The organism is Pelomonas lactea (assembly GCF_043555885.1).
GTDB lineage: Bacteria > Pseudomonadota > Gammaproteobacteria > Burkholderiales > Burkholderiaceae_C > Pelomonas > Pelomonas lactea.
Map to the genome: position 1 here is coordinate 455,587 of NZ_JBIGHX010000004.1, position 14,826 is coordinate 470,412.

The 14,826-nt window shown below is 68.7% G+C and carries 8 protein-coding genes; 2 read left to right on the forward strand and 6 right to left on the reverse strand.

Annotated elements, in window-relative coordinates; translation table 11 throughout:
• Nucleotide 1: 1 nt before the first annotated feature.
• The 6 genes from rpoD to argA form a co-directional block, all read right to left on the reverse strand.
• Nucleotides 2-2,218: an RNA polymerase sigma factor RpoD gene (rpoD, locus tag ACG04Q_RS14785; RefSeq protein WP_394511692.1), complete on the reverse strand. Its 2,217-nt coding sequence runs from the start codon at nucleotides 2,216-2,218 to the stop codon at nucleotides 2-4.
• Nucleotides 2,219-2,552: 334 nt separating this feature from the next.
• On the reverse strand, nucleotides 2,553-4,445 hold the full coding sequence (gene dnaG / locus ACG04Q_RS14790; RefSeq protein WP_394511693.1) for a DNA primase: 1,893 nt from the start codon (nucleotides 4,443-4,445) through the stop codon (nucleotides 2,553-2,555).
• 9 nt (nucleotides 4,446-4,454) lie between these two features.
• Nucleotides 4,455-7,610 carry a putative bifunctional diguanylate cyclase/phosphodiesterase gene (locus tag ACG04Q_RS14795; protein ID WP_394511694.1) on the reverse strand — a complete coding sequence of 1,052 codons (3,156 nt, stop codon included), beginning with the start codon at nucleotides 7,608-7,610 and terminating at the stop codon, nucleotides 4,455-4,457.
• 267 nt (nucleotides 7,611-7,877) lie between these two features.
• Nucleotides 7,878-8,153: an H-NS histone family protein gene (locus ACG04Q_RS14800; protein WP_394511695.1), complete on the reverse strand. Its 276-nt coding sequence runs from the start codon at nucleotides 8,151-8,153 to the stop codon at nucleotides 7,878-7,880.
• 343 nt (nucleotides 8,154-8,496) lie between these two features.
• Nucleotides 8,497-8,775: an oxidative damage protection protein gene (locus ACG04Q_RS14805; protein WP_394511696.1), complete on the reverse strand. Its 279-nt coding sequence runs from the start codon at nucleotides 8,773-8,775 to the stop codon at nucleotides 8,497-8,499.
• Between the two features lie 78 nt (nucleotides 8,776-8,853).
• On the reverse strand, nucleotides 8,854-10,197 hold the full coding sequence (gene argA / locus ACG04Q_RS14810; RefSeq protein ID WP_394511697.1) for an amino-acid N-acetyltransferase: 1,344 nt from the start codon (nucleotides 10,195-10,197) through the stop codon (nucleotides 8,854-8,856).
• 87 nt (nucleotides 10,198-10,284) lie between these two features.
• On the opposite strand from argA, the gene ACG04Q_RS14815 reads away from it, so the two are divergent.
• On the forward strand, nucleotides 10,285-10,680 hold the full coding sequence (locus ACG04Q_RS14815) for a VOC family protein (protein ID WP_394511698.1): 396 nt from the start codon (nucleotides 10,285-10,287) through the stop codon (nucleotides 10,678-10,680).
• 26 nt (nucleotides 10,681-10,706) lie between these two features.
• Nucleotides 10,707-14,546: an ATP-dependent RNA helicase HrpA gene (gene hrpA / locus ACG04Q_RS14820; protein ID WP_394511699.1), complete on the forward strand. Its 3,840-nt coding sequence runs from the start codon at nucleotides 10,707-10,709 to the stop codon at nucleotides 14,544-14,546.
• The last annotated feature ends 280 nt before the right edge of the window (nucleotides 14,547-14,826 follow it).

The window sequence follows — 14,826 nt, forward strand, 5'->3', positions numbered from 1 at the left end:
ATCAGAGGTTGTCGAGATAGGTGCGCAGCTTGTCCGAGCGGCTCGGATGCTTGAGCTTGCGGATGGCCTTGGCCTCGATCTGGCGGATGCGCTCGCGGGTGACGTCGAACTGCTTGCCGACTTCCTCCAGCGTGTGGTCGCTCTGCATCTCGATGCCGAAGCGCATGCGCAGCACCTTGGCTTCGCGCGGCGTCAGCGAGTCGAGGATGTCCTTCACCACGTCGCGCAGGCCGGCCTGCATGGCGGCCTCGATCGGCGCGGTGTTGTTGGTGTCCTCGATGAAGTCGCCCAGGTGGCTGTCGTCGTCGTCACCGATCGGCGTTTCCATGGAGATCGGCTCCTTGGCGATCTTCATGATCTTGCGGATCTTGTCCTCCGGGATCTCCATCTTCTCGGCCAGCGTCGGCGCATCGGGTTCGTAGCCGAACTCCTGCAGGTGCTGGCGCGAGATGCGGTTCATCTTGTTGATCGTCTCGATCATGTGAACCGGGATGCGGATGGTGCGGGCCTGGTCGGCGATCGAGCGCGTGATGGCCTGGCGGATCCACCACGTCGCATAGGTCGAGAACTTGTAGCCGCGGCGGTATTCGAACTTGTCCACCGCCTTCATGAGGCCGATGTTGCCTTCCTGGATCAGGTCCAGGAACTGCAGGCCGCGGTTGGTGTACTTCTTGGCGATGGAGATCACGAGGCGCAGGTTGGCCTCGATCATTTCCTTCTTGGCGTCACGAGAGGCCTTCTCGCCCTCGTTCATCTTCTTGTTGATGTCCTTCAGGTCATCCAGCGGCACCACGGCCTTGGCCTGGATGTCGATGAGCTTCTGCTGCAGCTCCTGCACCGGTGGCAGGTTGCGGCTGAGGATGACGCTGTAGTTCTTGCCGGCGGCCACTTCCTTCTCGGCCCACTTCAGGTTCAGCGCGTTGGGCGGGAACGTCTTGATGAAGTGCTCTTGAGGCATGCCGCACTTGTCGACCACGATCTTGCGCAGTTCGCGCTCGTAGCGGCGCACATCGTCGACCTGGCTGCGCAGGATGTCGCACAGCTTTTCGATGGTCTTGACGGTGAAGCGGATGGTCATCAGCTCGGCGCTGATGGCCTGCTGGGCCTTGTTGTAGGAGGCCGACTTGTAGCCTTCCTTCTCGAAGGCCTTGCGCATCTTGTCGAAGCTGGTCGACATCGAATCGAGCTTGATCAGCGCGGCGTTCTTCAGTTCTTCGAGCTTCTTGGTCAGCGCCTTGGAGCCGCCGTTGCCGTCGTCGTCGTCTTCTTCGTCGAATTCGTCGAAGTCTTCCTCGGCCACGTAGTCGTCGGCCTCGTCCTCGGCCACGAAGCCGTCAACGACGTCGGAGATCTGCATCTCGCCGGCGCGGATCTTGGTGGCGTACTCGAGGATGTGGGCGATGGTCGTCGGCGAGGCCGAGATGGCCAGCATCATGGCCTGCAGGCCGCCTTCGATGCGCTTGGCGATCTCGATTTCGCCTTCACGCGTGAGCAGTTCGACCGTGCCCATCTCGCGCATGTACATGCGCACCGGGTCGGTCGTGCGGCCGAATTCGGAGTCCACCGTGGACAGCGCGGCCTCGGCGGCTTCTTCGGCTTCTTCCTCGGTCGAGGTGGCGGTCGTGTTGCCCTGGATCAGCAGCGTGGCGGCGTCGGGCGCCTGCTCGTACACGGCGATGCCCATGTCGTTGAGCATGGACACGATGGCTTCGAGGATTTCCTCGCTGACCAGCTTCTCGGGCAGGTGGTCGTTGATTTCCTGGTGCGTCAGGAAACCACGCGTCTTGCCCATCTTGATGAGGGTCTTCAGCTCGCTGCGGCGCTTGAGGGCTTCCTCTTCCGTCAGCGCGGTCTCTTCCAGGCCGAACTCGCGCATCAGCGCGCGCTCCTTGGCGCGGCTGACCTTCATGCGCAGCGGCTTGGCCTTGACGGTCTCTTCCGCAACGGCAGTGGTCTCCTCGACCTCGGCCTCTTCGCCTTCGCCCTCGACTTCGGCGTCGATGTCGGAGAAGTCCTCGTCCTCGTCGGCGTCCTTCTTGCCGGCCTTCTTGGACGTGGTTTCCGCCTTGGGCTTGCGGCCGCGCTTGGGCTTGTCCTCATCCGTCGCCTTGGCGGCCTTCGCGGCCGGCTTGGCGGCCGCAGCCTTCGCGGCAGGCTTCTTCTTGGGGTCTTCGGCGGGGGCGGGGCTGGCCTTGGGCGCGGTCTTCTTGGCGGTCATGCAGGTCCTTCGAGGGGTTGCGCGGGTCAATTCAGAAATGCAGCAGCCACCGCAGCCGGCCCGGGCTCGGCGTCAAACCGGCGGGGCTGGGGGCGGTGGCTTTCACCGGCGGGGTGTCGGTGAGGGACCCCGTCGTGGCGCGAACAAGCTGGCGTGATCGTTTGGAGTGCAGAGGTGGCGGGGAATTTGGCCATCAAAACCCTCGGTGGGTTGCCCAGTGTCGCTGGGTGGCCGGGTCCGGCATCTCTCTGCCGTCACTCTTGTTGACGCGCGCGGAAAACACGAGATTATCAGCGATAAAGCGCTGAATTGCAAAACTGTGACAGGGAGAACCCTAGGGCTGAACGCCGTGGCGTTCGCGCAGGCGGGCCAGCGCCTCCAGCGCCCGGCGGCGTTCGTCGTCGGTGGCGCCGTTGCCGCCGGGCAGCGCAGCCGGCGCGCGGGCGCGCAGTTCGGAGACAGCATGGGACAGGTCGCCGGCGGGGTCGGACTCTTCGATGCCCAGCTCCTGTGACGGACGCACCAACCGTTGTGCTTGCTCGCCCAGGCCGTCGGCCTGCAGCCCGGCCTGCACGACGGCCCAGGGGCTGGCGCCGTGATGCGTCAGGTGGCGCTCCAGCCAGTGGATGAGCTGGCCGTGCGTGCCGGGCAGTTCATGCAGCAGCGCGCGGTCCTCGTCTGGCAGGGGCTCCCACAGTTCGCTGTGCTGCAGCAGCAGGCGCACGGCGTTGTCGGTGGGTGTGGGCGGGGCGGTGCGCGGGCCGGCCGGCCGCTCTTCCTCGCCGCGGCGCTTGCCCTTCCAGTCGCCCTTGCCCTTCCACTCGCCCTTGGGTTTCCACTCGCCCTTGGGCTGCCAGCGTGGCTTCTCGGCCGGTGGCTCGCCCGGTGCGTCGTCGGGTGCTGCAGCGCTGGGTGATGGTGCCTGGCCCAGCCACAGCGCCTGCAGCTCGGCCTCGTGCATCTGGCCCTGGCGGGCCAATTCGCCCAGCAGCTGGCGGCGCAGCAGGCCGTCGGGCAGCAGGCTCCACAGCGGGTGGGCCTGCTTGAGCATGCGGGCCCGGCCTTCCGGCGTGCCGAGGTCGCAGCCGTCGGCCGCGACGCTGCCGAGCTGGCGCGACAGCGGCACCGCGCCTTCGACGCAGCGCTCGAAGGCGTCGGCGCCCAGGTCGCGCACGTAGGAGTCGGGGTCGTGCTCGGTCGGCAGGAACAGGAACTTGACGGTACGCGTCTCGGTGGCGTGGGGCAGGGCGGCCTCCAGCGCGCGCACGGCGGCGCGGCGGCCGGCGGCGTCGCCATCGAAGCTGAACACCACCGTGTCGGTGTGGCGGAACAGCTTGTGGACGTGGTCGGCCGTGCACGCGGTGCCCAGTGTGGCGACGGCATTGCCGATGCCGTACTGGGCCAGCGCGACGACGTCCATGTAGCCCTCGACGACCAGCGCGTAGCCGCGCTGGCGCATGGCCTGGCGGCCCTCGTAGAGGCCATACAGCTCGCGGCCCTTGTGGAAGACCGGCGTCTCGGGCGAGTTCAGGTACTTGGGCTCGCCCTTGTCCAGCACGCGGCCGCCGAAGCCGATGACCTCGCCCTGCACGTTGCGGATGGGGAACATGACGCGGTCACGGAAGCGGTCGTAGCGCTTGGTGTCCTGGCCGGGCTCGGCCTCGGGCGTGATGACGAGGCCCGACTCGACGAGTTGCGGGTCGTCGTACGACGGGAAGCCGCTGGCCAGCGAGCGCCAGCCCTCGGGTGCATAGCCCAGCCCGAAGCGTGCGGCGATCTGGCCGGTCAGGCCGCGGGCCTTCAGGTAGCCGATGGCGCGCGGCGACTCGCGCAGCCTGGCCTTGTAGAAGTCTGCCGCGCGGGCCAGCACATCGGTGAGGCTCTGCTGCTTCTGCTTCTCGGCCTTGGCCTTCTCGCGCTGCTCGGGCGAGCGCTCGTCCTGCGGCACCACCATGCCCACCTGCTGGGCCAGGTCTTCCACGGCCTCGACGAAGGTGGCGGCCGTGTGCTCCATCAGGAAGCCGATGGCGTTGCCATGCACGCCGCAGCCGAAGCAGTGGTAGGTCTGGCGGCTGGGGCTGACGATGAAGCTGGGTGACTTCTCGCCGTGGAAGGGGCACAGGCCCTTGTGGTTGATGCCGGCCTTCTTGAGGTCGACGTGGCGGCCCACCACGTCGACGATGTCGACGCGGGACAGCAGATCCTGGATGAAGCCTTGGGGAATCACCCCGGCAGTTTAAAGACGCGTCTGCGCGGGCAGCTTCAACTGGGTGGCCCAGGGGGTGTCGGCGAAGGCGTGGATCCACCCTGGCAGGTTCTGCGGCGGCATCGCGGCGGCGATGCCGTTGCCCTGGCCCAGGCGGCAGCCCAGCCGCAGCAGTTCACGCGCATGGGCGCGGCTCTCGATGCCCTTGGCCAGCACGGCGCAGCCGATGTTGCGGGCCAGGCCGATGACGCTTTCCACCAGCGACAGGTCCTGCGCGTCGCCCAGCATGCCCTGCACGTAGCTGCGGTCCAGCTTCAACGTGTCGACGCTGAGGCGCTTGAGCGACGCGAGGTGGGAGTAGCCGGCGCCGAAGTCGTCCAGCGCGACACCCACGCCCAGCACCAGGCAGCGCTGGATCAGGGCCTGGGCGGCGTCGGTTTCCTCCAGCGCATCGGACTCCAGCACGTCCAGGTGCAGCAGCGACGCTATCTCGGGCGGCTGGCGCTGGATGAGCTCCTGCAGCCGCTGCGGGAAGTCGTGACGGCGCAGCTGGCGCGCGCCGACGTTGACGCTGACCGGCAGCCCGCGGCCGCCGTTGACGCCCTGGCGCCGCCACAGCGCCGCCTGCGCGAGCGCCTGCTCGATGACCCAGTCGCCGATCTGCAGCGCCAGGCCGGTGGTCTCGGCCAGCGGCAGGAAGTGCGCCGGCGTTAGCAGGCCGCGGTCGGGGTGCTGCCAGCGCAGCAGCGCCTCCACGCCCATGACCTGGCCGGTGCGCAGGTCGATCTGCGGCTGGTAGTGCAGCAGCAGTTCGTCGCTGTCCAGCGCCCGCTGCAGCCGCGCCAGCGCGATCAGGCTGGCCTCGTCGCGCTGGTCCAGCGCCGGGTCATGGAATTGCACGACGCCCCGGCCGGCATGCTTGGCGCGGTACAGCGCATGGCCGGCGTGGCGCAGCAGCGTCTCCGGGTCGGCGTCGTCCAGCGGGTACAGCGTCGCGCCCATGCTGGCGCCGATCTCCAGCGCCAGGCCGTCGCCGATGCGGCTCTCGCGGATGGCCACCGGTGTGCACAGCAATGCCATCAGCCGGTCCACGGCGCGCTGGGCCTCCTCGGGGGTCTGCACGCGCAGCAGCACGCCGAACTCGTCGCCGTGCAGGCGGGCGAGCTGGTCGGCCGTGTCGGGCCAGGCGCCGCGGGCGCCGCGCAGCGTGGCCTGCAGCCGGCCGCTGAGCTGCAGCAGCACGGCGTCGGCGACGAGCAGGCCATGCTCGGCATTGACGCGGGCGAAGTCGTCCAGGTCGATGACGGCGACGACGAGCTTGAAGTTGTCGCGGTTGGCGGCGGCCATGGCCTGCTGCATCAGCCGCATGAATTCCTCGCGGTTGGGCAGGCCAGTGGCGGTGTCGAAGCGCAGGCTGCGACGCAACTGCTCCTGCTGGCGCAGCGTCTCGCCCATGTCGGTCAGGCTGAGCAGCCGCCAGCGCGGGTTGGCGCCGTCGGGCTCGGGCACGGCGCTCAGCCGCGCCGCGAACACGTGGCGGCCGCCGTCGTCCAGCTCGGCCTGCAGCTGTCCGCTCCAGGCCTGGCCGGCGGCCAGGCGGGCCTGCAGCTCGGCGGGTTCGTGGCCGCTGCGCTGCAGGTTGGATGCGCTCAGCGGCGTGGCCACGCGGCCCACCAGCGCCTCGCGGGGCGTGTGCAGGATCTCGCAGTAGGCCGGGTTGGCCTCGACGATGCGCCATTGCATGTCGAGCACGGCCAGGCCTTCGGTGGCCTGCTGGAACAGCGTAGCCGACATGCGCTCTCGCTCCTCGGCCGTGTGGCGCCAGCTGATGTCGGCCAGCGTCATGATGAGGTGGCGCGCGCGGCCCTTGCGGTCGCGCACCGGCACGTGGGCGTGCAGTTCGTGCGAGCGCCAGTCGCCGCCGTCGGCGGCCAGGCGCAGCGACAGATTGAGCCGGTCCTGGCCCGGGATGGCCAGCAGGTCGCGCAGCGCGCGGCGCGCCCTCTCGCGGTCGCGTGGGTGGGCGATGCGAACCCAGTCCAGCGGCGCGTTCCCGGCTGCGGCCGCCGGATCGATCGGTGTCGTCAGGGCCAGCCAGCGCGCTGACGCGTGCCGGCGCCCCTCAGGCAGCAGCCATTCCACCAGCGCCAGCCCCTGGGCATCCAGCGCGCCGCGCCAGCTGTCGCGGTCTCGGATCTGGTGCTGGGTCAGCGCGATGACGGCCAGCGGAAGCGTGGCCAGCAATGCGCCCGCCACGAGGGTGAGCGGCTGGACGGATGCCCCCAGCGCCCACAGGCCCAGCAACGCGGCGCCCAGCCGCGCGTTGTTGCGCGGCGAGGCCTGCAGTGCGTGCAGGCACAGCAGCAGATGCGGCGTCAGTGCCAGCAGGCTGGCCGGCGGCAGCCAGGGCTGCGCGGCCTGCAGCAGCAGTGCGGCGGTGGCGATCAGCGCGCCGGTCCAGCGCCCGCTGCGACGTGGCTGAGCGGCGCTGGCCTGCAGAACCGTGCCGGCGCTGAGCAGCGCCAGGCCCCACAGGCCCGCCAGCCCGAGCGCCGTCATGAACGCCGTCCCGCGCGGCAGCCCGGCCATCAGCAGGGCGGCCAGCGCCAGCAGGCCGGCTAGCGCGGGCGCAGCCAGCCCCGCCAGCAGTGCGAAGCTGGTCATGTCACGCAGATGGGCCAGCCGTCCGGTCAGGCCGATGCGGCGCAGCAGCGTGCGGTTCAGCACCGCCGCCAGCAGCGGCAGGGCCAGCACGGTCAGCAGCGGCGGCGAGGCCAGCAGGCCCCGTGCAGGGAAGCCGGGCGCCAGCAGCAGCGGCAGGCTGCAGCCCACCAGCAGGCCGGCCATCACCAGCGGCAGCACCCAGGCGCTGAGCCGCCAGAGCGCGGCCAGGCCGACGGCAGCCAGGAGCATCGGGACGAACAGGTCGACGGCCGGCAGCGCGGTCGCCGGTTGCGGCAGGCGCAGCAGCGGCGGCAGGAGCCCCCCTGCCAGCGCCCAGGCGGCGATGAGGCCGCCGGCCAGCCCGGTCACGGCGGCCAGGCCCACGCGCCGCAGCCGGCGCCAGCCGCGGCGGCGATCGTGGATGCGGCGCGGCCCGGGAGGCAGTGACGTCGTTGGCGGCGCGCCGCTGGTGGTCAGCCCGCGGGTTTCCAGCATGTCACTGACCGTGGAGTGCAGGTCCATGGCTCAGCGTGATCCGCGGCGGGCACCGGCGGGGCGGCGCAGAAAGGGCTTGGGGCGGCGGACCGGCATGCCGGGAATCTCGTCGCGCGTCCATGCCGACGCGCCTGGGTGAAACCCTGGGCCCGGCGGGGTCGACAGCATGACGAAAGCCATGCGCGGAGTTTATGGGCCGCCCGTGCCCGAAAAGAAACGGGCCATCCCGCGGATGGCCCTGATTTATGGGGGTGCGCCGCACGGGCGGACCCGCTGCGGCAAGAAGGAAAGCAGTTAGACGGCGAAATCGGTCAGCTTGGCGCCGCCGGAGATGGCCGCCTTCAGCCATTTCGGTTGCAGGCCGCGGCCGCTCCAGGTTTCGCCGGTGGCCTGGTTGCGATACTTGGCCGCGACCTTGGAGACCTTGGCCGGCTTGGGCGTGCGGACGCTGAGATCGGCAATCGTCAGGCCATATTCGCTCATCAGGGTTTTGACCTTGTTGATGGCTTCGCTGCGCTCGCGGTCCTTGGTTTGGTTGATCTGCTCATCCAGCGCGGCGCGCTGGGCCAAGAGTTCCTTGAGACTGGACATGCTGCTATTCCTCTTGCGATTTGGGCATTGAGACGCGCGAAGTTGCCGTCGCGGCCTCGGAGTGGCGCATGCCGGGCATGCGCTGAATATCTCCGTGGCACGAATTAAATCGCGGGGATGGGTTTCATGCAAGAGTTTTTGTTGGCCGACGGCTACGGGTTTCCATTTGTATGCGGCCAATTTGGCATATGACTGCTGCAGTGGGTGTGCCCGCGCAGGCCTGCGCCGGAAACGGCCGGGGCCGGCGACTTGCGTCCCGGCCCCGGCAATATGGCGTGGCGAAATGGGCGGGCGCCTATTTCACCGGCGCCAGCCGCCACAGTCAGGCGGCGGGCGGCACGTAGCCCGCCACCGCTTCGGCACCCGTGCCGAAGAAAAATTGCTCGGCCTGGCGCATCAGGTATTGGCGTGCGCGCAGATCGGCGAGGTTCAGGCGGTTTTCGTTGACGAGCATGGTCTGGTGCTTCATCCAGGCCGCCCAGGCTTCCTTGCTGACGGATTCCCACACCTTCTTGCCGAGTTCGGTGTGGACGGGGTAGGGCGGGAAGTCCAGGCCTTCGGCTTCCTTCTTCAGATAGGCACATTGAACGGTGCGGGGCATGTCGGACTCCTGCGGACGCGAGAAAGGAAATGGGCCGGCACTTTAGCGCGTGGCCCGTTTGGGCGGGCCCCGTGGGGCTTAGTTGAATCGTTTGACGAGAACCTGCGAGCGGCGGTCCCAGTTGTATTTGCGCTTGCGTTCCTCGGGCAGCCATTCGGGGTCCACCTGCTGGAAACCCCGTTTGATGAACCAGTGCATGGTGCGCGTCGTCAGCACGAAAATGCTGTCCAGCCCCATGGCCTTGGCGCGCTGCTCGATTCTCTTGAGCAGCCGGTCGCCGTCACCCTGGCCCTGTACCTCGGCAGACACGGTCAGGGCGGCCATCTCGGCGGTGCGGGCTTCAACATAGGGGTACAGCGCCGCGCAACCGAAGATGACGCCGTCGTGCTCGATGACGGTGTAGAGCTCGGCGTCGCGTTCGATCTCGGTGCGGCTGCGCTTGACCAGCGTGCCGTCGCGCTCGAACGGCTCGATGAGCTGGATGATGCCGGCGACGTCGTCGGCGCTGGCTTCGCGCAGGCTCTCCAGCTTCTCGTCCACGACCATGGTGCCGATGCCGTCGTGCGTGTAGACCTCCTGCAGCAACGCGCCGTCCACCGCGAACGGGATGATGTGCGAGCGCTCCACGCCGGCGCGGCAGGCCTCGGCGCAGTGGCGCAGGTAGAAGGCGACGTCGGTGGGCTCGGGGTTGGGGGCGGCCTTGGCCAGCATGCGGTCGGCGTCGGCCACGGCCAGCTCGGTGTCGATGGCGCTGTCGGGGTCGCCGGGGTTCTCGGGCACGCCGGGCACTTCGCAAACGAACAGCAGCTTGTCCGCCTGCAGTGCGATGGCGGTGGACGTGGCGACGTCTTCCATGCTGAGGTTGAAGGCCTCGCCAGTGGGCGAGAAGCCGAAGGGCGACAGCAGTACGATGGCGCCGATGTCGATGGCGCGCTGGATGGCGGCGCCGTCGACCTTGCGGACCAGGCCCGAGTGCTGGAAGTCCACGCCGTCGACGATGCCGACGGGGCGGGCCGTCAGGAAGTTGCCCGAGACGACCCGCACGGTGGCATTGGCCATGGGCGTGTTGGGCAGGCCCTGGCTGAAGGCGGCCTCGATCTCGAAGCGCAGCTGGCCGGCGGCCTCCTGGGCGCAGTCCAGAGCGACGGCGTCGGTGATGCGGCGGCCGTGGCTGTAGCGCGGTGTCTGGCCCTTGGCGGCCAGTTGTTCGTTGACCTGCGGCCGGAAGCCGTGGACGAGGACGATCTTGATGCCCATGGCGTGCAGGATGGCCAGGTCCTGCACGAAGTTGTTCAGCTTGCCGGCGGCCACCAGCTCGCCCGGCATGCCCACGACGAAGGTCTCGCCCCGGTAGGCGTGGATGTAGGGGGCCACGGAACGGAACCAGGGCACGAAGGTGTGGGGGAAGACGAGGCCGGTCATGGGGCGGGATTGTCGCGTGTGACGACGCGCACTTGACGCTGTCATGTCTGACTCGCAGCATCGCCGCTCCACCACACGGAGATCGCGATGAAGGAATACAACGACGTCTACACGACCCCCGGCGCTTTCAGCTGGAACGAGTTGTCCTGTCCCGACCCGAAGAAGGCCACCGAGTTCTACGGCACGCTGTTCGGCTGGCGCTTCGACACGATGAATCTCGGCCAGGGCGACTACCACGTCATCAAGGTTGGCGATGCGGCGGTGGGCGGCGTCTGCGCACCCATGCAGCCGGGTGCGCCGGCCATGTGGGGAGCCTACGTGACCGTCGAGTCGTGTGACGCGACGGTGGAGAAGGCCAAAGGGCTGGGCGCCAACCTGCTGGCCGGGCCGTTCGACATTCCCGGCGTCGGCCGCATGGCCGTGATCCAGGACCCGCAGGGCGCCGTGCTGCAGGTCATCAACTACTTCCCGCGACCCGAGTAGGGCGGTTGCGGGACAATCCCGCGGCAATGACAGCTTTGAACCCCGAGAGCCGGCAACAGCCGGCTCTCTCCATTTCATTCCCCGAAAGCCTGCCGGTCTCTTCGCGCCGCGACGAGATCATGGCGGCGCTGGCCGAGCACCAGGTCGTCATCGTCTGTGGCGAGACCGGCTCCGGCAAGACCACCCAGCTGCCCAAGATCGCGCTGGCGATGGGCCGTGGCCGCGTCAACGGCGGCGGGCTGATCGGCCACACCCAGCCGCGGCGGATTGCCGCCAGCAGCGTGGCCAAGCGCATTGCCGAGGAGTTGAAGACGCCGTTGGGCGAGGTGGTGGGCTACAAGGTCCGCTTCCAGGACCGCCTCTCGCGCGACGCGTCGGTCAAGCTGATGACCGACGGCATCCTGCTGGCCGAGACGCAGAGCGACCCGCTGCTGAAGGCGTACGACACGCTGATCATCGACGAGGCCCACGAGCGCAGCCTCAACATCGACTTCCTGCTGGGCTACCTGCGCGAGCTGCTGCCGCGCCGGCCGGACCTGAAGATCATCGTCACCTCGGCCACCATCGACGCCGAGCGCTTCGCCAAGCACTTCGAGTCCAGCAAAGGCCCGGCGCCGGTGCTGATGGTGAGCGGCCGTCTGTTCCCGGTTGAGCAGCGCTACCGCCCCTTCGAGGAAAGCCGCGAGTACGACCTGAACAACGCCATCTGCGACGCGGTGGACGAGCTGTGGCGTGAGGGCGGGGGCGACGTGCTCGTCTTCCTGCCGGGCGAGCGCGAGATCCGCGAGGCGGCCGAGGCGCTGCGCAAGCACCACCCGCCCGGCGTGGACATCCTGCCGCTGTTCTCGCGCCTGTCCGAGGCGGAGCAGAACAAGGTGTTCGAGCCGCACGGCGCGCGCCGCATCGTGCTGGCCACGAACGTGGCCGAGACCTCGCTGACGGTGCCGGGCATCCGCTACGTCATCGACCCAGGTCTGGCGCGCGTGAAGCGCTACAGCTACCGCAACAAGGTCGAGCAGCTGCTGATCGAGAACATCAGCCAGGCGGCGGCCAACCAGCGCGCCGGCCGCTGCGGCCGGGTCAGCAACGGCATCTGCGTGCGGCTGTACTCCGAGAAGGAATTCAACGAGCGGCCCAAGTTCACCGACCCGGAAATCCTGCGGTCGAGCCTGGCCGGCGTCATCCTGCGCATGAAGTCGCTGCACCTGGGCGACGTGGAGCGCTTCCCGTTTCTGGAGGCGCCGCGCCCCAAGGCGATTGCCGACGGCTACCAACTGCTCAACGAGCTGGGCGCGACCGACGACGCCAACGAACTGACGCCGCTGGGCAAGGAACTGTCCCGCCTGCCGCTGGACCCGCGCGTGGGCCGCATGATCCTGGAAGCCCGCACGCGCGACGCGCTGACCGAGGTGCTGGTCATCGCGTCGGCGCTGAGCGGCCAGGACGTGCGCGACCGACCGCAGGAAGCCGCCCAGGCCGCCGACGAGAAGCACAAGAAGTTCGACGACGAGAAGTCGGAGTTCATGGGCTACCTCAAGCTCTGGAAGTGGCTGGGCGACTCCCGGGGCGCGGAGGGCGAGCACAAGCTGTCCCACCGCAAGCACGAGGCGCTGCTGCGCGAGAACTTCGTCAGCCCGCGCCGGGTGCGTGAGTGGCGCGACGTGCATTCGCAGCTGCACACCGTCGTCACCGAGCATGGCTGGCGGCTCAACCAGAGCCCGGCCACCTACGAGCAGGTGCACCTCTCGATGCTGGCCGGCTTGCTGGGCAACATCGGCCAGAAGAGCGACGACGAGGACTGGTACCTCGGCGCGCGCGGCATCAAGTTCTACCGCCACCCGGGTGCGCACCTGAGCAAGAAGCCGGGGCGCTGGATCGTCGCCGCCGAGCTGGTCGATACCTCCCGGCTGTACGGCCGCGGTCTCGCCAACATCGAGCCGCAATGGCTGCCGCCCATCGCCGGCCACCTGATCAAGACCCAGCTGCTGGAGCCGCACTGGGAGAAGAAGGCCGCCGAGGTGGTGGCGCTGGAGCGGGCCACGCTCTACGGCATCGTGCTGTACAGCGGCAAGCGGGTGAATTTCGGCCGCGTGGACGCGAAGACGGCGCGCGAGATCTTCATCCGCGAGGGCCTGGTCAACGACGAACTGCCGGACGACCTGGTCAAGCAACTGCCCTTCATCGGCCACAACCGCCGGCAGATCGCCAAGGTGGAGGCGCTGGAGCACAAGTCGCGCCGCCAGGACGTGCTGGTGGACGACGAGCTCATCTACGCCTTCTACGACGACAAGCTGCCCGCCCACGTGTTCTCCGGCGCCACACTCTTGAAGTGGTGGCGCGAGGCCAGCAAGGGCAACGACAAGCTGCTGCAGCTCAGCCAGGACGAGCTGATGCGCCACGAGGCGTCGGGCGTCACCAGCGAGGCCTTTCCCAAGGTCATCCGGCTGGGCGGCGTGGACTGCGCGGCAACCTATCTGCACCAGCCCGGCGACGCGCGCGACGGCCTGACCGTGACCGTGCCCATCTTTGCGCTCAACCAGGTCAGCGAGGAGCGCGCCGAGTGGCTGGTGCCCGGCATGCTGGCGGCCAAGGTGACGGCGCTGCTGAAGAGCCTTCACCAGAAGCCGCGCGCGCGGCTCACGCCGCTGCCGGACTTCGTGGCCGAGTTCATCGAGCTGAACGCATTCGCCCAGGGCGGTCTCGTGGACGTGCTGCTGAAGGCAGTGAAGGAGCGCACCCAGCTCGCCGTGCAGCGCAACGACTTCAAGCTGGAGCAGTTGGCGCCCCACTTGTTCATGAACTTCCGCGTGGTGGACGAGCACGGCCGCCAGTTGGGCCAGGGCCGCCAGTTGGCGGCGCTGAAGGCGGAGCTGGGCGGGCAGGCGCGCTCGGCCTTTCAGGCGCTGGCCGCGCTCAAACTCCCCGCAGCCGAGGCGCCCAAGGCGGCGCCGGCACCGGTGGCGGGCAAGGGTGTGCGGGCCGAGATCGTCAGGAAACCGGAGCCCGTGCGTGACAGCGCCCAGGCCTACACAGACTGGACCTTTGGCGAACTGCCCGAGCTGCTGGAAGTGCGCAAGGGCGGCCAGACGCTGATCGGCTTCCCCGCGCTGATCGACAAGGGCCACGCGGTCGAGATCGAAGTCTTCGACGAGCCCGAGGTCGCCGCCGCCAAGCACCGCGCCGGCCTGCGCCGCCTGATCGCGCTGCAACTGAAGGAGCCGCTCAAGTTCCTGGAAAAGAACATCCCGGACCTGCAGCGCATGTCGGTGCTCTACATGGGCCTGGGCACGGCCGAGGAGCTGCGTGACCAGATCATCGGCGTGGCGCTGGACCGCGCGTTCCTGGGCGACCCGCTGCCCATCGACCCGATCAGCTTCAAGAAGCGCATCGAGGAAGGCCGCAGCCGGCTCAACCTTATCGCCCAGGAGGTGGCCCGCGCGGTGCACGCGGTGCTGCAGGAGCTGGCCAACGCCAGCCGCAAGCTCAAGGACTCGCGCCCGGCCAAGGACGTGGGTGACGACATCACCGCGCAGCTGCAGCGGCTGGTGCCCAAACGCTTTGCGCTGGACACGCCCTGGTCGCAGCTGCAGCACCTGCCGCGGTACCTGAAAGCCATCACCGCCCGGCTGGACAAGCTGCGCGCAGACCCCGCCCGAGACGCCAAGCTGATGAGCGAGGTCAAGCCGCTGGAGCAGCGCTACACCCGCCGACTGGCCGAGCTCAAGGGCGTGAGGGACGCCCGGCTGGAGGACTTCCGATGGCAGCTGGAGGAGTTGCGCGTGAGCCTGTTCGCACAGGAGCTGCGCACGCCGCAGCCCGTCAGCGTCAAGCGGCTGGACAAGGTCTGGGCGCAGATGGTGAGCTAGGTGTGACGTTCCGATAGGTTGTTCACCCGCTCCAAGGTGCGGGGTCACCGTCACGCGGGCCGGCACGCCGAGGATGCCCGTCGGTCTCGCGGGCCGGCCTGTGGCGGGCCCGCCAGGGTGGGGCCCCGATCAGATGCGAAGAGCAGCTTTGCAAACAATTGCACATTTGCGCTGCCTCGCCAATAAATTTGCGCCGCAAGGAATTTATGCGTCGCACTAGAGTGGCGCCCCTCACGGCGCCTGCTGTGCTCGGCAGCCCGCCCCTGCGGGCGATGCGGCA

What these genes read in the sequence shown, in the direction of transcription:
- ACG04Q_RS14795 (WP_394511694.1), bottom strand. Translation starts at nt 7,610, where the DNA reads ATGGACCTGCACTCCACGGTCAGTGACATGCTGGAAACCCGCGGGCTG.
- rpoD (WP_394511692.1), bottom strand. Translation starts at nt 2,218, where the DNA reads ATGACCGCCAAGAAGACCGCGCCCAAGGCCAGCCCCGCCCCCGCCGAA.
- argA (WP_394511697.1), bottom strand. Translation starts at nt 10,197, where the DNA reads ATGACCGGCCTCGTCTTCCCCCACACCTTCGTGCCCTGGTTCCGTTCC.
- ACG04Q_RS14805 (WP_394511696.1), bottom strand. Translation starts at nt 8,775, where the DNA reads ATGCCCCGCACCGTTCAATGTGCCTATCTGAAGAAGGAAGCCGAAGGC.
- ACG04Q_RS14815 (WP_394511698.1), top strand. Translation starts at nt 10,285, where the DNA reads ATGAAGGAATACAACGACGTCTACACGACCCCCGGCGCTTTCAGCTGG.
- hrpA (WP_394511699.1), top strand. Translation starts at nt 10,707, where the DNA reads ATGACAGCTTTGAACCCCGAGAGCCGGCAACAGCCGGCTCTCTCCATT.